This is a genomic window from Polymorphobacter sp. PAMC 29334 (assembly GCF_019431245.1).
In the GTDB taxonomy this organism is placed as follows: domain Bacteria; phylum Pseudomonadota; class Alphaproteobacteria; order Sphingomonadales; family Sphingomonadaceae; genus Polymorphobacter_B; species Polymorphobacter_B megasporae.
Map to the genome: position 1 here is coordinate 1,007,676 of NZ_CP080243.1, position 17,546 is coordinate 1,025,221.

Sequence of the window (17,546 nt, forward strand, 5' to 3'; positions counted from 1 at the left end):
ATGATTGGCGTCTTCGCACGCGAACAGCTGGCGCACAGGCCCGCACGCGAGATGCACAACGGCGCATGGATAAAGCACGCCGAGACCGCCGCCCGGGCGGAAGCGATCGTCGCCGCGCTGCCGCCCCTCGCCCCGGCGCGCGACTTCGGGCTCGGGCCGATCCTCCGCGTCCACGCCGCCGAGTACGTCGACTTCCTCCGCGATGCGTTCGCCTTGTGGCAGGCGGCGGGGCGCGAGGGCGACGCGCTGCCGTACGTCTGGCCGGTCGTCGGGCGGCGGCCGCTCAAGCTCAGCCGGATCGACGCATTGCTCGGCCGCTTCAGCTTCGATGCGGCGACGCCGATCGCACCCGGAACGTGGGAGGCGGCGTATTGGGGCACGCAGACCGCGTTGACCGCGCTCGCGCCGCTGCTCGACGGCAGCGTGCGGACCAGCTTCGCGCTGTGCCGCCCGCCCGGACACCATGCCGGGAGCGACTATTTCGGCGGCTATTGCTACCTCAACAGCGCCGCGATCGCCGCCCGGGCGGCGCGCGATGCCGGACACGCGCGCGTCGCGGTGGTCGACATCGACTACCACCACGGCAACGGCACACAGGACATCTTCGGGGCCGACCCGAGCGTATTTTACGCATCGATTCACGCCGACCCGGCGACCGATTATCCGTTCTACTGGGGCCACGCCGACGAGGCGGGCGAGGGGGCGGGAGCGGGAACGACGCTCAACCTGCCGCTGCCGCGCGGGACGGGGATCACGCCCTATCTCGCGGCGCTCGACACCGCGCTGGCGGCGCTCAAGACGTATGATCCGTCGCTGCTGGTCGTGTCGTTCGGGGCCGACACCTTCGCGGGCGACCCAATCTCTGGGTTTGCGCTGGCGACGGCGGATTATCCCGCCGTCGCCGCGCGGATCGCGAGCCTGTCGCTCCCGACCCTGGTCGTCATGGAAGGCGGCTATGCGACCGCTGAACTCGGGGACAATGTCGCCGCCTTCCTGTCAGGCTTCGCTTAGAATACCTTCGCGCCGAGGACGCGATGGTTGTGGCCGCGATGCGCGTTGTGCTTGAAGCGCGCGATGTGGCGGGCAGCAGCATCCTGCATGTCGTGGATCTTCTTCTTGTCCATCGCGCTCAGGTGGCCGCCCTTGCGGTCCTTGGTGTGGAGCTTGGCGCGGGTGATCAGGTTCTGCTCCTGGCGCAGGACGCGCGCTTCGTGGGCGCTGATCGTGCCGCTGCGGACACCGGCGTCGATCGAGTTGCGCTGTTCGATCTGGCGGGCGTTGATCGCGGCGGCCGCAGGCATGGCGACACCGGCGGCCATGACGGCGGCGGTGAGCGCGACGAGATATTTGTTCATGAAATGCGGCTCCGTTTGACGTGACGAGACGTCACGCCCCGCGCAACGTTCAACGGGAGCGGAACGATCCGCGAGGCTTGCCGATTATGCCGACGAAGATTAACCCTGCTGTCACATTCTTCGACTCGAAGGACCTATATGCGCCCGACTTCGCTTGCCGTCTCCCTTATCGCTCTCGCGATTTCAATCACTTCCGCAACGACCGCCAGCGCCGCTCCGCAATACGGAGATTTCGGCGTCGACACGGCGGGAATGGACAAGTCGGTCAAGCCCGGCGACGACTTTTTCAGCTACGGCAACGGCGCGTGGGTCAAGAAGACCCAGATTCCCGCCGATCGCGCGGGCTGGGGCAGCTTCCAGATCCTCGACGACCTGTCGCGGGCCCGGACGCGCGCGATTATCGAGGCGGCAGCGAAGGGCGGCAATAGCGGCGACGCCGATGCCAGGCGCGTCGGCACTTATTATTCGACCTTCATGGACGAAGCGGCGATCGAGGCGAAGGGCATCGCCGCGATCAAGCCCGAGCTCGACCGCATCGCCGCGATCTCGACCCGCGCCGACCTCGCCCGCGCGCTTGGCAGCGACGAGCGCGTCGCCGTCCCCGGCCCGTTCTACGTCGGCGTCGAGCAGGACCCGAAGAACCCCGAGCGCTACATGGTCGGCATGGGCCAGAGCGGCCTCGGCATGCCCGACCGCGACTATTACCTCGTCGACACCCCGAAGTTCGTCGAGACGCGGACCAAGTATCTCGCGCATATCGCCGCGATGTTCCGCCTCGCCGGGATGACCGACGCCGACGCGCGGGCGAAGGCGGTCTACGACCTCGAAAAGGCGATCGCGCAGGCGCACTGGACGCAGGTCGAGAACCGCGATCCGATCAAGACGTACAACCTCCGGTCCCCCGCCGCACTCGCCGCCGAGGCTCCGGGACTCGATTGGCCGGTGTTCTTCGCCGCCGCGGGTGTCGGCAACCAGACGCGCTTCGATGTCGCCCAGCCGTCAGCGTTCACCGGCACGGCGAAGCTCGTCGCCGACCGGCCGCTCGCGGTGTGGAAGGACTATCTCGCGCTGCGGACGCTCAAGGCGCGCGCCGATGAACTGCCCAAGGCATTCGTCGCCGAAAACTTCGCCTTCGACGGCACCGTGCTGTCGGGCCAGCCCGACCAGCGGGCGCGGTGGAAGCGTGGCGTTGACGCGGTCAACGACGCGATGGGCGAGGCGGTCGGCCAGCTTTACGTCGCGAAATACTTTACCCCCGACGCCAAGGCGAAGATCGACGCGCTGGTCCACAACCTCCTGTCGTCGATGGGCGAGCGGATCGACCAGGTCAGCTGGATGTCGCCCGCGACCAAGGTCGAGGCGCGCGCCAAGCTGGCGACGTTCAATCCCAAAATCGGCTATCCGACCAAGTGGCGCGACTATTCGAAGCTCAAGGTCGTCGCGGGCGATGCCGTCGGCAATGCGACCCGCGCCGACGCGTTCGAATACGACCGCAACCTCGCCAAGCTCGGCGGTCCGCTCGACCGCACCGAGTGGGGCATGACGCCGATGACGATCAACGCCTATTACAACCCGCCGATGAACGAGATCGTGTTCCCCGCGGCGATCCTCCAGCCGCCGTTCTTCGATCCCGACGCCGACTCGGCGGTCAACTACGGCGCGATCGGCGTCGTCATCGGCCACGAGATCAGCCACGGCTTCGACGACCAGGGGCGCCAGTACGACGCCAAGGGCGCATTGCGCGACTGGTGGACCTCGGCCGACGCCACCGCCTTCACCGCGCGCGCGAACAAGCTGATCGCGCAGTACGACGCGTACGAACCGCTCCCCGGCACCCACATCAAGGGCGCGCTGACGCTCGGCGAGAACATCGCCGACCTCGCCGGGCTACGGATCGCGTACGAGGCGTACCAGCTGTCGCTTCACGGCAAGCCCGCGCCGGTGATCGACGGGCTGACTGGCGACCAGCGCTTCTTCCTCGGCTACGCGCAGGTGTGGCGCGGCAAGCGGCGCGACGCCGCGGTCCTGTCGCAGCTGACGTCGAACCCGCATTCGCCCGAGAAAGAGCGCGTCTTCGAAGTCCGCAACTTCGGTCCGTGGTACGACGCGTTCGACGTCAAGCCGGGCGACAAACTGTATCTCAAGCCCGACGACCGCGTCCGCATCTGGTAAGGGTCGGCGCCGGTGCGGTTGACGCGCCGGCGCTTATTCCATCACCGAATGTTCGGGATCGATCACGATCTTCTTCGGTGATTTCAGGACGAAGATCAGCGGGATCGCCGCGATCGACAGCCACATCATCAGCGTGAAGTCGTCGAGATAGGCGATCATCGCCGCCTGCTGATTGACCGCCGCATCGACCAGCGCAAGGACGGTGTCTCCCGCCGATCCCATCGCCGCGGCGATGCTCGGATCGGCGCCGGTGATCGTGAACGGGCTGATCGCCGCGCCGACATCGGCGTGCGCGATCTGCGTCTGGCGCGCGAGGACGCCGACCGACAGGCTGACCCCGACCGACCCGCCGAGGTTGCGCAACAGGCTGAAGAAACTCGCCGCCTCGGTCCGCAGCGCCGCCGGGACCGTCGCGAACGCCAGCGTGTTGAGGGGGACGAAAATCAGCCCGACGCCGAAACCCTGGACGAGCCCCGACCACAGGAACGGCCCGGTGCCCATGATCGGCGAAAAGCCGGTCATCCAGTACATCGTGATCGCGACCAGCGACATGCCGGTGATCATCATGATCCGCGCGTCGACCCGGCCAATCAGCCGCCCGACGAGGAGCATTCCGGCCATCGTGCCGACCCCGCGCGGGGCCATCGTCAGCCCCGAGATGACGACCGGATAGCCGTAAAGCTGTTCGAGCATCGGCGGCAGGAGCGCACTCGTCGCGACCTGAAGCATCCCCACCAGGAAGATGAACGCGAAGCCGGTGACGATGTTGCGGTCCTTGAGCAGCGCCGCGGGCAGGATCGTGTCGCGCGCGGTGAAGATGTGGACGCCGAACACCCACAGCCCCATCACGCACACCGCCGCCTCGATCCGCACCTCCCACGACGAGAACCAGTCGAGCTGCTGGCCGCGGTCGAGCATCAGCTGCAGCGCACCGATGCCGATGCCGAGCGCGAGAAAGCCGAACGCATCGAACTTGCGCATCAATTTCTCAGGCGCGGGCAGGACCGCAAGCGCGCCGAACAACGCGAGCAGGCCGAAGGGCAGGTTGACGTAGAACACCCAGCGCCATTCGAAATTGTCGGTCAGCCAGCCGCCGAGCACCGGCCCCATCACCGGCCCGACCATGACGCCCACGCCCCACAGCGCCATCGCCTGACCGTGCTTTTCCTTGGGGTAGGCGTCGAGCAGGAACGACTGGCCGAGCGGCACGAGAAACGCCCCCGAAGCGCCCTGCAGCAGGCGGAAAAACACCATCTGCTCGAGCGACTGGGCGAGCCCGCACAGCATCGACGCGACGACGAAGCCGCCGATGGCGAAGACGAACAGCCGCTTGCGCCCGACCTTGCCGCCGAGCCATGCGGTCAGCGGCGTCGCGATCGCGGCGGCAACGATGTACGACGTCAGGACCCACGTCACCGTGTCCGACGCCGCGCCGAGGCTCGCCTGCATGTGTGGCAGCGCGACGTTGGCGATCGTCGAATCGAGGACGGTGATGAACGTCGCCAGCATGACGACGCACGTCACCAGCAGCGGATTGACCGCTTTGTCGGGCGCGGCGGCGAAGGGCAGCGCGGTCGATGCCATCAGGCGGTCACGCCGCTGAACCGCCGCCCGCTCACTTGTCCTGCTTCACATAGACCGTGACGTTGGCCGACAGGCCGGCGATCGGCGGCAGGCCGCGATGATCGTCGATGGCGATGCGGACCGGAACGCGCTGGACGACCTTGACCCAGTTCCCCGTCGCGTTCTGCGCGGGCAGGACCGAGAACTCCGACCCGGTGCCGCCGCCGACGCTGAGAACGTGCCCGGTCAGCGGGGTCGCCGGATAGGCGTCGAGCTTGACCGTCGCCTTCTGGCCGATCCGCATATGGTCGAGATCGGTCTCCTTGAAGTTCGCCTCGACCCAGTCGTGGCCGCTGAGCAGCAGGCTCATCGTCGGAATGCCGAGCGCGACGATCTGGCCCGGCTGGACCTTGGTCGTCTGGCTGGCGAGCCCGTCGGCGGGGGCGATGACCGATGTCCGGCGCAGGTCGAGCGCCGCCTTGTCGCGCGCCGCCGCCGCCGCAAGCACAAGCGGATGGCGGTCGATCGGGCCCGCCGGGGTGCCTGCGAGCGCGGCACTGGCATTGGCTTCGTCGGCGAGTGCCGAATTCATGTCCGCGTGGCCCTGCGCCAGCGTATGCTCGGCCTGCTGGAGCCGGGCGCGCGTCGTGAAGCCGTCCTTCATCAGATCTTGCTGGCGCTTGAGATCGATCTCGTCATACGCGATCGCCTCGCGCTTGCCGGCGACATCGGCGCCCTTGCCGGTGAAGGTCGAGCGCATCCCAGCAACCTGCGCGCGCGCCGTCGCAAGGTTGGCGGTCGCCTGTTCGAGCGCGATCTGGAACGGCTCGGGGTCGATCTTGAACAGCACCTGGCCCTTGTGGACCTGCTGGCTCTCGCCGACGTCGACCTCGATCACGCGCCCGGTGACGTCGGAGCTGATCGACACCTTGTCCTGCGAGACATAGGCATTGTCGGTCGACACCGACCGGCCCGAGGTCAACCAGAAGTAGACGCCGCCAGCGATGACGAAGAGCGGCAGCAGGATCATCAGCAGCGGGCGGCGAGCCCGTTCCCACAACGTCCGGCGCGGGGCGGCGACCAGCTGGTCGCGTCCAACCACATCGTGCATCACTTGACTCCCGACTTCTTCACACACGGCTCGGCGCGTGAAGAAAGATTTGCGCGAATAACCGACAGCGCCGCCATCGCGGCTGCGAGCCCATCGGGGTCGACCCCCGCCTGCGCGTCTTCGACGACACCCTCCCCGATGCCACGCAGCTTCTCGAGCAACGGATGTGCGGTCGGCGTCAGATGGAGCCGCCACGCCCGGCGGTCGGCGGGGTCGGCGCGCCGCTCGACCAGCGCCGCTTCCTCGAGCCGATCGACCATCCGACACAGCGTTATCGTCTCGACTTCGAGATAATCGGCGAGGCCGGTCTGGTTGATCCCCTCGTTGCGCGACAGGGCGAACAGCACCTGCCACTGCGCGCGGCTCACGCCGAGCGACCGCGCCTTGGCATCGAACCGCCGCCGCAGCAGGCGACTGGTGTCGCTCAGGAGGAAGGCAAGCGAGTCCTGTTTCATGCGTACTAGATAATAGCCATGCTTGTAATCAGCAAGGCGTCAAATGCTGCAGCGCGGCATATGTTCCGCTCGAGCGGCGCAGACACGGCGCGGCAACAGGCGTAGGCCGAACGACCTGCGCCTTATGCCCGACGATTTGTGCTGATTAGTAGGGCGGCGTAATCGTCGCGTCGGGGGTGATCTGCGGCAAGATCGACTGCGGGACATCGCCGCGCTTCCGCGCCGCGCGATACTGGTCTTGGATCGCCTGGTTGCAGCCGGTGCCGCCGCCCGGGCCAACCGCGCTGCACGACCCGATGCCGCCGCCCGCGCCGCCGGCGTCGTCGCCGAGCAGCAGCTTGCGGTTGGCAACGTTCGGCGCGAGCGCTTGGGCGTCGCTGCGAACTGCCGGCGGAATCCGGTAACGGTCCTCGTCAGGACGGCGCGAGCAAACGATGATCTCGTCGGGATCGGTCGACTTGGGACACGGATCGGTGCCGAAGACTTCGACGACCTTCTGCCGGGGCAGGCTGGTGTCGGTCGGCGCAGCCTTGAGCATCGATTGCGCTGCGACGGGCGTAGCCGCGGCGCTCGCCAGTATTATCATCAAGGCGATCGTCGCACGCATCATTCGGTCCACTTCCGCCGGTTACCACCTCCCTGTAGCAGAGGCGCGCGGTCGCTCAATCGGCGATCGTTCTGGCTCGGGACATAACGCGCTGGCGGCGGCGGCGATCCGGCGACGATCGCGATTGCCGCGGCGCACGGCTTCGTCCACTTTGGCGTGGTTAATTGCTTCGGAGTAAGATCATGCGTGTCGTCGTGCTGTTCAACCTCAAGCCCGATACCGATGTTGCCGCCTACGAAGACTGGGCGCGAACCCGCGACATTCCCGGTGTTCGCGCGCTGCCGTCGATCGACGACTTCCAGATCTACCGCACGACCGGCCTGCTTGGCGGCAGTGCCCCCGCGCCGTATCAATATGTCGAGATCATCGACATCGCCGACATGGAGGGCTTCACGACCGACGTCGCCGGCGCATCGAGCCAGGCCATCGCGCGCGAGTTCAAGGCGTTTCTCGGTGCCGAGCCATTCTTCATGTTGACCGAGCCGCTCGCCTAGGAACCAGCGCGACGAAGCGACGTTATCAGGCGACGAGTGGAGAGCTCCAAGGAGTTGCCTGATGTCGCCCCTGCTGATCGCGATGACCCTGCTCGGCTGCAGCGACGCTGGTGACCAGTGCCAGGCGGTGCGGGTTCTCGCCCCGCGCTACCAGACCGTCGATGCGTGCAATGCTGCGGCAGAGGAAATCCTGACGCGGACGACCGATGTCAGCTATCCGGTCGTCGCGGTTCACTGCCAGAAGGCCGATGCCCCGGTGGTCGCGCTCGCGTCGCGCTAGTCGAACAGGCTCGACACCGAACTTTCCTCGCTCGTCCGCCGCATCGCTTCGGCGAGAAGCGGTGCAATGGTGATCAGCCGGATCTTTTTCGCAGTCTTGACGACATCGAGCGGCGCGATCGAGTCGGTGATGACGAGTTCGGTCAGTTCGGATCCTTCGACCCGCGCGACCGCGCCGCCCGACAGGACGCCGTGGGTGATGTAGGCGGTGACGCTCGTCGCGCCCGACTGCATCAGCGCGGCGGCGGCGTTGCACAGGGTCCCGCCCGAATCGATGATGTCGTCGACGAGGACGCAGGCGCGGCCCGAGACGTCGCCGATGATATTCATGACCTCGGATTCGCCCGGGTTCTCGCGGCGCTTGTCGACGATCGCCAGCGGGGCGTTGCCGAGGCGCTTGGCCAGCGCGCGGGCGCGGAGGACGCCGCCGACGTCGGGTGAGACGATGGTCAGGTTGGTCTTGGGCAGGCGCGCGACGATATCGGCGTGCATCACCGGTGCGGCGAACAGATTGTCGGTCGGGATATCGAAGAAGCCCTGGATCTGCCCAGCGTGGAGATCGACCGCGAGGACCCGGTCGGCCCCTGCCTTGGTGATCAAGTTGGCGACCAGCTTCGCCGAGATCGGCGTCCGCGAGCCCGACTTCCGGTCCTGCCGGGCATAGCCGAAATACGGCACGACAGCGGTGATCCGGCGCGCCGATGCCCGGCGCAGCGCGTCGATGCAGATCAGCAATTCCATGAGGTTGTCGTTCGCCGGGGCCGAGGTCGACTGGACGACGAAGACATCCTCGCCGCGCACGTTCTCGTGGATTTCGACGAAGACCTCCTCGTCGGCGAAGCGGCGGACGCTGGCCGACGTCAGCTTGAGGTCGAGGTACGACGCGATCGCCTGCGCCAGCTCGGGGTTGGCGTTCCCCGCCAGAATCTTCATGCGCACGGTCCCCTTGATGCGCGGCGTCTTAGCGGCGGCGTCATCGATCGGCAACACTTGCTGCGCCGACGGACGCTCACTGTTATCGGTCCAGCGCGATCAGCGCGAGATTCCGCCCGTAATCGGCTTCGCCGGCGTGCGTCGTGCGGCGATAGCTGAACCAGTCGCCGGGGTTGGCATAGGTGTCGCGCCCGGTAGCCTCGATCCGCGTCAGGCCTTCGGCCGCAAGCCGCGCGGCGACGAAGCCTTCGAGGTCGAACTGGAGGTGGCCCGGACGACAGGCAGTGAAGAAGCTTGCGAACGACGGATCGACCGCGACGAATGGGTCGGCGTAGCTCAGGCTGACCTCGTAGCTCGCGCGGGCGATGCACGGCCCGATCGCGGCGGCGATGCGGTCGCGGCGCGCGCCGAGCGCCTCCATCGCAGCGATCGTCGCGGGGAGCACGCCGTACAGCGCGCCCTTCCACCCGGCGTGCGCCGCGCCGATCACCCCGGCGGCGACGTCGGCGAACAGCACCGGGGCGCAGTCGGCGGCAAGGACGCCGAGAACGACGCCGGGGCGGTCGGTGACGAGCGCATCGGCGTGCGGGCGATCGGCGTCGGCGGTCGCGGGGTCAGCGATCACGACGATCGCGCTGTGGATCTGGTGGACCGTGGCGAGCGTCGCGCCGGGAGCTACAGCGGCGACCGCGCGCCGCCGGTTCTCGGCGACCGCCGCCGCGTCGTCGCTCGACCCGAGCCCGGTGTTGAGCGAGGCGAAGATGCCGGTCGAAACGCCGCCGCGCCGCCCGCAGAAGCCGTGTCGCGTGCCCGTCAGTGCCGCGGCGGTGACGAACGGGACGGTCATGCGGCGGCCTCAGTGCGGACATCGAGCGCGAGGCGGCAGATGATGTCCTCGTCGGCATGGTCGCCGACCATGAAAGTGTACGGCATGACTTCGACGAACCCGGCGCGCGCATAGAAGCGGCGGGCGCGCGGGTTGTCGACGAAGACCGACAGCCACAGGTCGGCGGCACCCTGCTCGCGCGCGGTCGTCGCCGACCAGTCGAGGAGCGTCGCGGCGATGCCGCTGCCGTGCCACGGTGCGTCGACATAAAGCTGATAGAGCTGGGCCGCGGTTCGTCCGCCGCGCTCGACCGCAAAGGTCAGCGGCCCGATCCGCGCGTAGCCGATGGCAACGCCGTTGACCTCGGCAAGGCGCACCGTCGCGTCGCCCGCCAGCGCCGCCGCCCATCGCTCTTGTGTGTGATTATCGAGGAAGATCGCGAGGTTCGCCGAGGAATACAGATGCCCGAAGGTTGCGGTGAAGGTCCGCGCGCCGAGGTCGGCGAGGAGGGCGGCGTCGGCGACGGTCGCGGTGCGATAGGTGATGCTCATGCGAACCCCGCCGGCGCGGGCCAGTCGCGCCCGGTCAGCGCCATAACCTTGAACAATCGCCCCATCGCCGTCTCCCCGGTAAGCCGCGCGACCGCCGCGTCGATCGCCTCGCGTTGCACCGCAGTTGCCCGGCGGCGCAAGGTCTCGGCGCGCGCGTCGATGCCGATCGCGCGGAGAAAGTCGCCTTGCCCGGTCGGGCCCGACGCGGCTGTGCCCGCCGCCGCGGCGAGCGCGGTGAAGTCGACATGCGCGGTCAGGTCGGCCTCGCCGGGGTCGGCGAAGGGGTCGGCGGGGGCGTGGCCGCGCACCGCCTGGAGCGTATCGCCGGTGACCGGCCCGCTGTGGCCGTAGTCGATGAACAGCGCCGCCCCGCCGTGCAACGACAGCCGCGCGCCAATCTCGGCGGCGATGGCGGTCGACGCGAGGGAGGTCTCGACGACGCTGCCGACGGGGGCGTTCCACAGCAACTCTGGGATGAGCGGCGTCGCAGCGGCGTTCCCGAGCGCTGCCGCAAAGCCTGCATCGCCCACCGCCACTATACGCTCGTGCCAACCGATCGCGCTGCGAACGAACTGGCGCACCGGCAGCGCGTCGAAGAACTCGTTGGCGACAAGAAGCAGCGGCGCATCGTCGGGCACGGCGTCGAGGCTATCGTGCCACCTCGCGTTCGCCACGCGATCGCCCTGTGCCGCGCGCAACACCGGGCTCGTCTCGACGAAATCTACCGCCGGAGCCCATCTCGCTGCAGCCATGCTGCGCAACATATCCGCCATCAACGTTCCGCGTCCCGGCCCGAGTTCGACAAGCCGAACCCGGTCTGGCGACCCCGCGCGACGCCACACATCGGTCAGCCACGCGCCAATCAGCTCGCCGAACATCTGGCTGATTTCGGGTGCGGTGGTGAAGTCTCCGCCAGCGCCGAACGGGTCGCGGGTCGCGTAATAATGTGAGTTGCACAGGCCCATCCACCGCGCGACCGGCATCGGCCCCGACGCCGCAATCTCACGCGTGAGCCGGTCGCCGAGCGGCGTCACGCCGGGATCGGTGCCCCGGCAGGGATCGCTCGCGCCCGGCTCGACCACATCAGATACAGACCGAGGAAAACCATCGGCAGGCACAGCCATTGCCCCATCGTCAGCCCGAACTTGAGATAACCGACCTGGATATCGGGCTCGCGGAAGAACTCGATGCAGAAGCGGACGAGGCCGAAGCCGAACGTTCCGACGCCGACGAGGAACCCCGGGTAAAGCCGCGCGCGCGTCCGGTAGAACAGCACATTGAGCACGACGAACAGCAGGACGCCCTCACCGGCGAACTCGAACAACTGGCTCGGATAGCGCGGTGCGGTGCCCGCGCCCGGGAAGATGATCCCCCAGTCGCTGCCGGTGACGCGGCCCCATAGCTCGCCGTTGATGAAGTTTGCTAGCCGCCCGAGGCCCTGTCCGAGGGGGGCGACGCACGCGACGTAATCGCAGATGCGCATGCCCGGCAGATTGTTGGCGCGGGCAAACAGGAAGATCGCGGCGGTAAAGCCGATCGCGCCGCCGTGGAACGACATCCCGCCCTCCCACAATCGCAGGATCGCGAGCGGGTCGGCGGCGAATTTGGCGAAGTCGTAGAAGAGGACATAGCCGATCCGCCCGCCGAGGATGATCCCCACCGTCGCCCAGGTGATCAGCGCATCGGCATTGGCTCGGCTCATCGGGGCCGCCCACGAATCGAGCATCCGGCCAAGCAGCCACCAGCCGCCGAGGATGCCGCCGATATAGGCGAGGCTGTACCAGCGCAGCGCGAAACCGTGGAATTCGAAAAGAACCGGCGATAGGCCGAGGCTCGACCAATCGAGCGCGATCCGGGCATGGTCGAGCAACGTGATTTCCCTTGTGTCGCGACGTCGCGGCACCATAGTCGGGGAAAGCGATAAGACAATTGGGTGAGGCCTGCCGTGACCGACACGCTCGAGACGTTCCGCCAAGAAACCCGCGACTGGCTCGCCGCGAACTGCCCGCCCGAGATGCGGCTGCCGATCGCGAGCGACGCCGACGTCTGCTGGGGTGGGCGCCATGCGACGCTGACCGGGCCGCAGCGGCTCTGGCTCGACCGGATGGGCGCGAAGGGCTGGACCGTCCCCGAATGGCCGGTCGCGTACGGCGGCGGCGGCTTGAGCAAGGACGAGGCGAAGGTGCTGGCGAGCGAGATGCGGGCGATCCGTGCGCGGTCGCCGCTGTCGTCGTTCGGCATCTGGATGCTTGGGCCGGCGCTGCTCAAATACGGTTCAGAGGAACAGAAGCTCGAGCATCTGCCGAAGATCGCGCGCGGCGAGATCCGCTGGTGCCAGGGCTATTCGGAGCCGGGCGCAGGGTCCGACCTTGCCGCGCTGCGGACCTCGGCGATCCTCGACGGCGACGACTATATCGTCAACGGCCAGAAGGTGTGGACGAGCTACGCCGACAAGGCCGACTGGATCTTCTGCCTCGTCCGCACCGACCCTGCCGCGCCGAAGCATCTCGGCATCAGCTTCCTGCTGTTCGACATGGCGTCGCCGGGGGTCACGACTTCGCCAATCAAGCTGATCTCGGGCTATTCGCCGTTCTGCCAGACTTTCTTCGACGACGTCCGCGTGCCGAAGGGCAACCTGATGGGGACAGCGGGCAAGGGCTGGGACATCGCCAAGTATTTGCTCACCCACGAGCGCGAGATGATCGGCGACCTCGACGACGGCCGCCGCTCGCTCAGCCAGATCGCGGTCAAGGCGCTCGGCGAGGACGGGGTCGCGCCGCTGCGGACCGACATCGTCCGCCACGAGATCAATGCGCTCGCGTTCGGGCTGACGATGGAGCGGGTCAAGGACGAGGCGAAGGCGGGGCAGGGCGTCGGCGCGCTCTCGTCGATGCTCAAATACTACGGGACCGAGCTCAACAAGCAGCGGCAGGAACTGCTGATGTCGGTCGCGGGATCGGACGGGCTCGTCTGGGAAGGCCCAGGCAAGGGCGAGGGCGACCTCTCGCGCCACTGGCTGCGCAGCCGCGCCAATTCGATCGAGGGCGGCACCAGCGAGGTCCAGCTCAACATCATCGCGAAGCGAGTGCTCCAATTGCCGGGGGCGTGAGCGCACCGACCCCGCCGTCATGTTGGCGCACGCCAGCATCTACGGTCGAGCGCAACGCAGGGTTCGATGCCGACACGGCCGTGGATGCTGGTGTTCGCCAGCATGACAGCAAGAAGATATTGGGGGAGTGACGACTTGGCCTTGGTACTGACCGACGACCAGACGATGATCCGCGAGTCGGCGGATGGCTTCTTCGCGAGCGAAGCGCCCGTCGGCGAACTGCGGCGGCTCCGCGATGCCGCCGATGCGACCGGCTTCGACCGCGCGCTGTGGCACAAGATGGCGGAGATGGGGTTTGCCGGGGTGCTGGTGCCTGAGGCGCACGGCGGGTCGGGCTTCGGCTATGTCGCCGCCGGGCTGCTCCAGGAGGCGGTCGGCCGCAACCTTAGCCTGTCGCCATTGCTGTCGACTGCCATCCTCGGCGCGACCGCGCTGCTCCGCGGCGGCTCGCCCGAGCAGCAGGCGCAGTATCTTCCGCAGATCGCGAGCGGCAAACGGCTGTTCGCGCTCGCTGCCGACGAAGCGGTACGGCACACGCCCGACCACGTCGCCACCCGCGCCGAGGCATCGGGCAACGGCTTCAAGCTCAATGGCACCAAGACCTTCGTTCTCGACGGCAATGTCGCCGACACGCTGATCGTCGCGGCGCGGACCGGCGACGACGGGAATGACGGCATCACGCTGTTCCTCGTCGATGCGAAGGCCGGCGGAGTTGCGGTCGAGCGGCGGTCGATGGTCGACAGCCGCAACGCCGCCACGATCACACTGACCGACGTCCAGGTCGACGGGGCCGATGTCCTCGGCAGCGTCGGCGGCGGCTGGGCGATCCTCGACCGCGTTCTCGATGCCGGGCGCGCGTGCCTCGCCGCCGAGATGCTTGGCGTCGCGGGTGAGAGCTTCACCCGCACCGTCGATTATCTCAAGCAGCGCGAGCAGTTCGGCGCGAAGATCGGCAGCTTCCAGGCGCTCCAGCATCGCGCCGCGCATCTGTTCTGCGAGGTCGAGCTCGCCCGCTCGGCGACGCTGCGCGCGCTGACCGCGCTCGACGCCGACGAAGACCGCGTGCCGCTGTTCGCCAGCCTCGCCAAGGCCAAGACCGGCGAGGTCGCCCAGCTCGCGACCAACGAGGCGGTCCAGATGCACGGCGGCATCGGCATGACCGACGACTTCGACATCGGCTTCTTCATGAAGCGGGCGCGCGCGGCGCAGGAGACTTTCGGCGATATCGCCTTCCACGGTGACCGCCTCGCCACCCTGATGGGGTACTGAGCGCGTCGTGATTACGGTCCGGCGCGCGACTGTCGGTGACGCCGCAGTCATCTACGATCTCCAGTATCGGCTGTGGCCCGACGACATCAGCGACGAGGCCGGCGTCGCCGCGCTGCTCGCAAGAGATGATTTCGGCGCATTTCTCGCCGAACGCGACGGTGTTGCGCTCGGCTTGGCCGAGGCGACGCTGCAACATTATGTCGACGGCGCACCCGACGGACTTAGCGGCTTCTTGCAGGGAATCTTCGTCACCGGCTACGACCGCCGCGCAGGAATCGGCAAGCTGCTGCTCGCTGCGGTCGAAGATTGGCTGCGCGCTCGCGGCGTCGGCTACCTTGGCTCGGACAGCGATTTGGAGAATTCGCCCGGCGCGGCCTGGCATGAGGCGACCGGCTTCATCGAGGTGGGTCGAACGATCAATTACGCGAAGCGATTGTAAAGCGTTCGCGGGCGTTACATCAGGGGCATGAGAGACGTGGAATCGAGCCACGCCCCCTTGGGAGTTCGCCGATGACATCCGTCCTTGACCAGCAGATCGACGCCGTCGTCGCTCAGATAACCGCCCCCGGCGGCCAGCTTGCAGTCGGCCACGCGACGGTGCGCGGCGCCGACTATCCGGTGTTCGACAACGCCCCGACGAACATGCGCGACTATCTCGCCTTCTTTTTTACCGCCAATGCCGCCAAGGAGTTCCTCGTCTACCGCGACGAGCGCTACACCTTCGCCGAGATTTACGCGCAGGCGCAGAAGGTCGCAGCCGTCCTTCAGGCTCGCGGTATTGCCAAGGGCGACCGTGTCGCAGTGGCGATGCGCAACTATCCCGAATGGATCACGAGTTTCTGCGGCATCCACATCCTCGGCGCTGTCGCGGTGCCCATGAATGCGTGGTGGAAGGGCGAGGAACTCGCGTTCGGTGTCGCGCATAGCGGCACGAGGCTCGTCATCGCCGACGAGGAGCGCGCGCGGCGGCTGGCGGCGATGCCCAGCTTTACGGTGCCGGTGCTGACGGTCCGCACCTCGGCCGAAGTCGCGGCGGGGCTCGGCCTGTCACGCCTCGACGACGCGCTCGCCACGGCCGGTGCCGCGCCGTGGTATTTGCCGCCGATCGTGCCCGAGGACGACGCGACGATCATGTACACAAGCGGCTCGACCGGCATGCCGAAGGGCGCGGTATCGACCCAGCGCGCGATCGTGTCGGGGTCGCTTAACTATCTCGTCACCGGACTGGCATTGCTCAGCCTGACCGCCGCGTCGGGGGCGCCGGCTCCTGTACAGCAGGTGATGCTGCTTAACGTCCCACTGTTTCACATCACGGGGTCGGTGCCGGTGTTGCTCGTGTCGATCGCAATCGGGCGCAAGATGATCATCATGCACAAATGGGACGCGGGCGAGGCGCTGCGGATGATCGCCGAGGAGAAGGCGACGTATTTCGTCGGCGTCCCGACGATGAGCCTCGAGTTGATGAACCATCCCGACCGCAACAAATACGACCTGTCGAGCCTCGTCGACATCGCCAGCGGCGGTGCCCCGCGCCCGCCCGAGCACGTCGATCGGCTTGAGCACACCTTCCCCGGCAAGCACCCGGTCCAGGGCTACGGCCTGACTGAGACCAACGGCGTCGGCGCGGGCATCTACCGCGACAATTACCTTGCCAAGCCGGCGTCTACCGGACGCGCAGCGGCTCCGCTGGTCGAGATCGGCATCTTCGACGATGCGATGGTTGCGCAGCCCAGCGGGACCGTCGGCGAAATCTGCATCAAGTCGGTCGCCAACGTCCGCGGCTATTGGCGCAATCCGGAGGCGACCGCGGCGGCGTTCATGCCGGGCGGCTGGTTCCGCACCGGCGACCTCGGCTATCTCGACGCCGACGCCTATCTGTTCATCGTCGACCGCAAGAAGGACATCATCATCCGCGGCGGCGAGAACATCAGCTGCCAGGAGGTCGAGGCCGCGCTCTACGCCCATCCGGCGGTGGCCGAGGCGAGCGTCTTCGGCCTGCCCGACGACCGGCTCGGCGAGCTCGTCGGCGCGGTGGTCTATCCGAAGCCCGGCGCGGCACTCGAGGCGGAGGCGCTGACCCAGTTCGTCGCGCGCGACCTCGCTTCGTTCAAGGTCCCCGCGCACATCTGGTTCAGCGACGAACCGCTGCCCAAGCTCGGCAGCGCCAAGATCGACAAGGTCGCGCTGCGGCAACGCTACCGGCAGCTCTTCGCAGAAACCAGTCACATCTACTCGGCACCTGCGGTATAAGGCGTCCTGGCTGAGGAGCATTTTCGATGTTCACGAACATGGTCGAGGGAACCGCCGAGGACTGGGGGCATATCGCCCGCGAGCACGGCACCCATCAGAAATCGGCCGCCCCGCGCCAGATCATGGAGTCGCTCGCCCGCCTCGACGCGATCGAAGTCGGGTTCGCCGCGTCGCAGCTCGGCCACAGCCTGATGGCGGCGACGCTTGCGCGGCGGGCGGGGGCACCGGACGAGGAGATCGTCGCGGCACTGTGCCACGACCTCGGGAAATTGATGAGCATCCCCAACCACGGCGCGATCGCCGCCGAGATCCTCAAGCCCTACGTCCGCGACGATATCTACCACGCGGTCAAGCACCACCAGGCGTTCCAGGGCCGCTATTACTATGAATATATGGGGCAATCCCCGACGATGCGCGAAGATTTCCGCAGCGAGCCGTGGTTCGCCTTTGCCGAGAAGCTCGTCGACGAATGGGATGCGCCGGCGTTCGACCCCGACTTCCCGGCAGACAGCCTCGCCAGCTTCGAACCCGAAGTGACCCGCGTCTTCAGCGCGCCGAAGCGGATATTCTGA

At 67.5% G+C, this 17,546-nt stretch carries 19 protein-coding genes; 9 read left to right on the forward strand and 10 right to left on the reverse strand.

All coding sequences use genetic code 11. The features are described from left to right. Positions 1–1,011 (forward strand): histone deacetylase family protein, encoded by a 1,011-nt coding sequence (locus KZX46_RS08640; RefSeq protein ID WP_219776256.1) that lies wholly within the window; start codon positions 1–3, stop codon positions 1,009–1,011. Here the strand turns inward: KZX46_RS08640 and KZX46_RS08645 are convergent. Further along, entirely contained in the window at positions 1,008–1,355 is a 348-nt protein-coding gene (locus tag KZX46_RS08645; RefSeq protein ID WP_216710130.1) for a hypothetical protein, read from the reverse strand. The two genes, KZX46_RS08640 and KZX46_RS08645, sit on opposite strands and share 4 nt — an antisense overlap. A gap of 138 nt (positions 1,356–1,493) precedes the next feature. Here KZX46_RS08645 and KZX46_RS08650 point away from each other — a divergent pair, with 138 nt between their 5' ends. Next, positions 1,494–3,527, forward strand: coding sequence for a M13 family metallopeptidase (locus tag KZX46_RS08650; protein WP_219776257.1), 2,034 nt, complete (start codon positions 1,494–1,496; stop codon positions 3,525–3,527). A 33-nt stretch (positions 3,528–3,560) separates the two neighbouring features. Here KZX46_RS08650 and KZX46_RS08655 read toward each other — a convergent pair whose 3' ends face one another. The 4 genes from KZX46_RS08655 to KZX46_RS08670 all read right to left on the reverse strand — a co-directional run bounded on the left by KZX46_RS08655 (position 3,561) and on the right by KZX46_RS08670 (position 7,263). Then, positions 3,561–5,111: a DHA2 family efflux MFS transporter permease subunit gene (locus tag KZX46_RS08655; RefSeq protein WP_219776258.1), complete on the reverse strand. Its 1,551-nt coding sequence runs from the start codon at positions 5,109–5,111 to the stop codon at positions 3,561–3,563. A 31-nt stretch (positions 5,112–5,142) separates the two neighbouring features. Further along, entirely contained in the window at positions 5,143–6,201 is a 1,059-nt protein-coding gene (locus KZX46_RS08660; protein WP_219776259.1) for an HlyD family secretion protein, read from the reverse strand. Then, positions 6,201–6,656, reverse strand: coding sequence for a MarR family winged helix-turn-helix transcriptional regulator (locus tag KZX46_RS08665; protein ID WP_219776260.1), 456 nt, complete (start codon positions 6,654–6,656; stop codon positions 6,201–6,203). Before KZX46_RS08665 ends, KZX46_RS08660 begins: the two co-directional genes overlap by 1 nt. 145 nt (positions 6,657–6,801) lie before the next feature. Further along, positions 6,802–7,263, reverse strand: coding sequence for a hypothetical protein (locus tag KZX46_RS08670; RefSeq protein WP_219776261.1), 462 nt, complete (start codon positions 7,261–7,263; stop codon positions 6,802–6,804). A 182-nt stretch (positions 7,264–7,445) separates the two neighbouring features. Between KZX46_RS08670 and KZX46_RS08675 the strand changes: the two genes are divergently transcribed. Continuing rightward, positions 7,446–7,757 carry an REDY-like protein HapK gene (locus KZX46_RS08675; protein ID WP_219776262.1) on the forward strand — a complete coding sequence of 104 codons (312 nt, stop codon included), beginning with the start codon at positions 7,446–7,448 and terminating at the stop codon, positions 7,755–7,757. 61 nt (positions 7,758–7,818) lie between these two features. Continuing rightward, positions 7,819–8,037, forward strand: coding sequence for a hypothetical protein (locus KZX46_RS08680; protein ID WP_219776263.1), 219 nt, complete (start codon positions 7,819–7,821; stop codon positions 8,035–8,037). Here KZX46_RS08680 and KZX46_RS08685 read toward each other — a convergent pair. The 5 genes from KZX46_RS08685 to lgt all read right to left on the reverse strand — a co-directional run bounded on the left by KZX46_RS08685 (position 8,034) and on the right by lgt (position 12,252). Continuing rightward, a complete protein-coding gene (locus KZX46_RS08685; protein WP_216710122.1) occupies positions 8,034–8,969 on the reverse strand; it encodes a ribose-phosphate pyrophosphokinase in 936 nt (311 codons plus the stop codon). The two genes, KZX46_RS08680 and KZX46_RS08685, sit on opposite strands and share 4 nt — an antisense overlap. 82 nt (positions 8,970–9,051) lie before the next feature. Then, the gene (gene pgeF / locus KZX46_RS08690) at positions 9,052–9,816 is read right to left on the reverse strand and encodes a peptidoglycan editing factor PgeF (protein ID WP_219776264.1); all 765 of its coding nucleotides are present in this window, start codon (positions 9,814–9,816) and stop codon (positions 9,052–9,054) included. Then, complete coding sequence (locus KZX46_RS08695; RefSeq protein WP_219776265.1) at positions 9,813–10,346, reverse strand: GNAT family N-acetyltransferase; 534 nt, start codon at positions 10,344–10,346, stop codon at positions 9,813–9,815. Before KZX46_RS08695 ends, pgeF begins: the two co-directional genes overlap by 4 nt. Further along, the gene (locus tag KZX46_RS08700) at positions 10,343–11,329 is read right to left on the reverse strand and encodes a class I SAM-dependent methyltransferase (RefSeq protein ID WP_226896270.1); all 987 of its coding nucleotides are present in this window, start codon (positions 11,327–11,329) and stop codon (positions 10,343–10,345) included. Before KZX46_RS08700 ends, KZX46_RS08695 begins: the two co-directional genes overlap by 4 nt. A 47-nt stretch (positions 11,330–11,376) precedes the next feature. Continuing rightward, a complete protein-coding gene (gene lgt / locus KZX46_RS08705; RefSeq protein WP_219776266.1) occupies positions 11,377–12,252 on the reverse strand; it encodes a prolipoprotein diacylglyceryl transferase in 876 nt (291 codons plus the stop codon). Positions 12,253–12,291: 39 nt separating this feature from the next. On the opposite strand from lgt, the gene KZX46_RS08710 reads away from it, so the two are divergent. From KZX46_RS08710 to KZX46_RS08730, 5 genes are all read left to right on the forward strand, one after another. After that, positions 12,292–13,455 carry an acyl-CoA dehydrogenase family protein gene (locus KZX46_RS08710; RefSeq protein ID WP_216710118.1) on the forward strand — a complete coding sequence of 388 codons (1,164 nt, stop codon included), beginning with the start codon at positions 12,292–12,294 and terminating at the stop codon, positions 13,453–13,455. Between the two features lie 135 nt (positions 13,456–13,590). Further along, positions 13,591–14,724 (forward strand): acyl-CoA dehydrogenase family protein, encoded by a 1,134-nt coding sequence (locus KZX46_RS08715; RefSeq protein ID WP_219776267.1) that lies wholly within the window; start codon positions 13,591–13,593, stop codon positions 14,722–14,724. 7 nt (positions 14,725–14,731) lie between these two features. Continuing rightward, positions 14,732–15,163 carry a GNAT family N-acetyltransferase gene (locus tag KZX46_RS08720; RefSeq protein ID WP_219776268.1) on the forward strand — a complete coding sequence of 144 codons (432 nt, stop codon included), beginning with the start codon at positions 14,732–14,734 and terminating at the stop codon, positions 15,161–15,163. Between the two features lie 71 nt (positions 15,164–15,234). Next, on the forward strand, positions 15,235–16,974 hold the full coding sequence (locus KZX46_RS08725; RefSeq protein WP_219776269.1) for a class I adenylate-forming enzyme family protein: 1,740 nt from the start codon (positions 15,235–15,237) through the stop codon (positions 16,972–16,974). A 26-nt stretch (positions 16,975–17,000) separates the two neighbouring features. After that, positions 17,001–17,546: an HD domain-containing protein gene (locus KZX46_RS08730; RefSeq protein WP_219776270.1), complete on the forward strand. Its 546-nt coding sequence runs from the start codon at positions 17,001–17,003 to the stop codon at positions 17,544–17,546.